Here is a 4,337-nt window from a genome sequence, read left to right as displayed (position 1 = left end):
GCGCTGTCGGGGTCACGGGCCCTCTGTCCGGGGAGGCCGGCCTCGCGGGGGAGGTCCCCCCGCCGCCCCAGCCCACCCCCCCCCCCCCCACCCCGGCGGCCGGTGGTCCTGCTCACCAACCCGGTGGTGCCCGGACAGCAGATCCAGTGGCGGATCACGGTGACCAACAGCGGCCCGTCGCGGGCCCGCAACGTCGTGGTCAGCGACACCCTGCCCAGCGGAGTGACCGGCGCCTCCATGACGGCCGACACCGGCGGCGCCAACTGCCCGATCAGCAACGGGACTGCCACCTGTCCGGCTGTCGAGATCCCCGTCGGCGGCTCGCTCTCCTGGACGCTCACCGGCACGCTGTCGCCCGACGCCACCACCTCCCCCACCAACACCGCCACGGTCACCGGAGGCCCCGACCCGGCGACCCCGACGCGTACAGCGGTGGCCTCGCCGACCGCCACTCCGTCACCGCAGGCAAACCTGACGGTGTCGAAGGCGCTGCTGACGAGCCCGATGGTGCCCGGACAACAGGTGCAGTGGCAGGTGACCGTGACCAACAACGGGCCGTCGCGGGCCCGAAACGTGGTCGTCAGCGACACCGTGCCCAACGGGGTGAGCGGCGCGTCGATGAAGGCCGACACCGATAGCACCAACTGCCCGATCACCAACGGGACAGCAACCTGTCCCGCCGTCGAGATCCCCGTCGGCGGCTCGCTCACTTGGACGCTCACCGGCACCCTCAGCCCGAACGCCACGACGACACCGTCCAACACGGCGACGGTGACGGGCGGTCCCGACCCGGCCACCCCGACGCACACCGCCGTCGCGACCCCGTCCGGCTCGCCGTCACCGCAGGCGAGCCTGACCGTCTCCAAGGTGCTCGTCACCAACCCGGTCGTGCCCGGACAGCAGATCCAGTGGCAGGTCAGCGTCACCAACAACGGGCCCAGCGAAGCCCGCAACGTCATCGTCACCGACCAGGTACCGACGGGCGTGACCAACGCCAGGATGACGGCTACGGACGGCACGACGTGCCCGATCGCCAACGGGACGGCGACGTGCCCGGCCGTCCAGATCCCCGTCGGCCAAACACTGAGGTGGACACTCGCCGGCACCCTGGCCTCGGACGCCACCACCACACCCACCAACACCGCCACCGTGACCGGCGGCCCCGACCCGGCGACGCCCACGCACACTGCCGTCGCCTCGCCGACCGCATCCCCCTCGGGACAGGCGAACCTGACTGTCCCGAAGGCGCTCGTCACCAACCCGGTCGTGCCCGGGTAGCAGATCCAGTGGCAGGTGGCCGTCACCAACAACGGGCCGAGCATGGCCCGCAACGTCATCGTCACCGACCAGGTGCCGGCCGGCATCACCGCTTCGTCGATGAAGGCCGACGCCGGCGGCGCCAGCTGCCCGATCGCCAACGGCATCGCGACCTGCCCGGCCGTCGAGATCCCCGTCGGCCAGACGTCGACCTGGACACTGACCGGCACCCTCGACCCCAACGCGACCACCACACCCACCAACACCGCCATCGTGACGGGCGGCCCCGACCCGGCGACGCCCACGCACACCGCCGTCGCCTCACCGACCACCACCCCCTCAGGACAGGCCAGCCTGACGGTGTCGAAGGTGCTGCTCACCAACCCGGTCGCGCCCGGACAGCAGATCCAGTGGCGGATCACCGTGACCGACAACGGACCGAGCACGGCCCGGAACGTGGTCGTCACCGATACCGTCCCTGACGGCGTCGCGGACCCGTCCCTGGCCCGGGACACGGACGGCAGCCTCTGCCCGATCACCGGGAACCGGGCGACCTGTCCGGCCATCGAGCTCGCCATCGGCAAGTCGGAGTCGTACACCCTCACCGGCACGTTCGACCCGAACGCGACCACCACGCCGACCAACACCGCGACCGCCACGGGTGGTCCCGACCCGGCCACTCCGACGCACACCGCCGTCGCGACCCCGTCCGGTTCGCCGGCCCCGCGGGCGGACCTGTCGATCGCCAAGGTGCTGCTGACGAGCCCGGTGGTGCCGGGCGGCCCGATCCAGTGGCGGGTGACGGTGACCAACAACGGCCCCTCCCGGGCACGGAACGTGGTCGTCACCGACACCGTCCCGGCGGAGGTCCACAATCCGGCCGTGACCGCCGACGCCGACGGCACGCCGTGTCCGATCGCCGGCAACTCGGCGACCTGTCCGGCCGTCGAGATCCCGGCCGACGGCACCGCCTCCTACACCGTCACCGGCACGCTCGACGCCGCCGCCGCGACCAGCACGCCCGTGAACGTCGCCTCCGTCTCCGGCGGCCCGGACCCCAACCCGTCGAACAACACGGCGACGGCGACTCCCACGGAGACGGCCCAGCCGCAGGCGAACCTGACCGTGACGAAGATCCTGCTCACCGACCCGGTGGTGCCCGGCCAGCCGATCTCGTGGCGGGTCGCCGTCACCAACCGGGGGCCGTCGACCGCCCGCAATGTGGTCGTCAGCGACCGGATCCCGGACCAGGTGGTCGGCGCCATGATGACCGTGGACGCCACGGGCTCGTCCTGCCCGGTCAGCACCGGCGCGGCGACGTGCCCGGCGGTGGAGATCCCGGTCGGCGCGACTTCGACCTTCACCCTCACCGGCATGCTCGCCCAGGACGCCACGGCCGTGCCCGGGAACACCGCGACCGTCACCGGCGGCCCGGACCCGGCCACGCCCACGCACACGGCGGTCGCCAGCCCCTCCGGCGCCGTCATCCCGCAGGCGAACCTGACGCTCGGCAAGGTGCTGGTGACAAACCCGGTGGTGCCCAGGCAGCAGATCCAGTGGCGGGTCACCGTCACGAACAACGGTCCTTCGCGGGCCCGGAACGTCGTCGTCACGGACCGGATCCCGGCGGGAGTGTCGAGCCCGACCATGACGTCCGAGACCGACGGGGCCGCCTGCCCGGTCTCGGGCGGCGTCGTAACCTGCCCGGCCATCGAGCTGGAGGTCGGCCAGTCGCACAGCTACAGCCTGAGCGGCGTCCTCGACCCCAACGCCACGGTCACTCCCACCAACGGCGCCACCGTCACCGGCGGCCCCGACCCCACGGCCTCCTCGCACACCGCCGTGGCCTCGCCCACCGGCTCCCCGTCTCCGCAGGCGAACCTGACCGCCTCCAAGATCCTGCTCACCGATCCGGTGGTGCCGGGCGGCCCGATCCGGTGGCGGGTGACGGTCACCAACCACGGTCCTTCGCGGGCCCGGAACGTCGTGGTCACCGACCGGATCCCGGACGGCGTCGACAACCCCGCGATGGCCGATGACACGAGCGGGGCCAGCTGCGCCGTCGCCGCCGGCGTCGCCACCTGCCCGGCGGCCGAGATCCCCGCCGGGGGCACCGAGAGCTGGACGCTCACCGGCACGCTCGACCCCGCGGCCACCAGCACACCGGTGAACACGGCGGTCGTCACCGGCGGGCCCGACCCCGCCACACCCACCCACACCGCGGTCGCCTCACCGACCGGTCCGCCCTCCCAGCAGGCCCGTCTGACGGTCTCCAAGGTGTTGCTGACCTCCCCGGTCGTGGCCGGCGGGCCGATCTCCTGGCGGGTCGGCGTCACCAACGACGGCCCCTCGCGGGCCCGCAACGTCGTGGTCACCGACCGGTTCCCGCAGCAGGTGGACCACCCGGTGCTTACCGCCGACGCCGACGGCACGCACTGCCCTGACACCGGCGGCGTCGCCACGTGCCCGGCCATCGACCTGGCCGTCGGCGCCACCGCGACCTACACCCTCAGCGGGACCCTCTCGCCGGACGCGACGGAGGTGCCGGTGAACTCCGCCGTCGTCACCGGCGGCCCCGACCCGGCCACGCCCACGCACACGGCCGTGGCCACCCCGGCGGAGCCGATCACCGTCCGGCACGACCTGCACCTCGCCAAGCAGGTCTCCCCGGCCAAACCCGACCCCGGTGACAGGGTCACCTACACCATCACCGCCACGAACCGCGCCAGCGGCACCTACCACGGCGCCGTCGTCGTCGACGACTTCACCGGCGTCCTGGACGCCGCCGACTACGACGGTGACGCCCACGCCACCATCGGCCGGATCTCCTACAGCCCGCCGCGCCTGACCTGGACCCTCGACCTCCGCCCCGGAGCCACCGAGACCCTCGTCTACACCTTCACCGTCAAGTCCGACGCCGGCGGCAAGCGCCTCGACAACCGGGTCGTCTCGCTCGGCGACGGCAGCAACTGCCCCGCTTCGACGAACCGGTCGCTCCGCTCCGCGCGGGAGGTGCCGGAGCCCGGGGGGGCCCCCCCCGGGCGCGTGCGCCCCCCCCACCCCCCCCACCCCCCCCCACC

At 73.3% G+C, this 4,337-nt stretch carries 1 protein-coding gene and 1 pseudogene; both read left to right on the top strand.

Annotated features, from left to right (window positions below; genetic code table 11):
* Positions 1-102 precede the first annotated feature (102 nt).
* Complete coding sequence (locus ACFV61_RS34780) at positions 103-1,278, top strand: hypothetical protein (protein ID WP_380496097.1); 1,176 nt, start codon at positions 103-105, stop codon at positions 1,276-1,278.
* 15 nt (positions 1,279-1,293) lie between these two features.
* A pseudogene (locus ACFV61_RS34775) lies at positions 1,294-4,337 on the top strand (hypothetical protein); the annotation flags it as partial.

Origin of the sequence: Kitasatospora sp. NPDC059817, assembly GCF_042731835.1 — a bacterium.
Classification (GTDB): domain Bacteria; phylum Actinomycetota; class Actinomycetes; order Streptomycetales; family Streptomycetaceae; genus Kitasatospora.
This window is presented reverse-complemented; position numbering and strand designations above follow the sequence as displayed.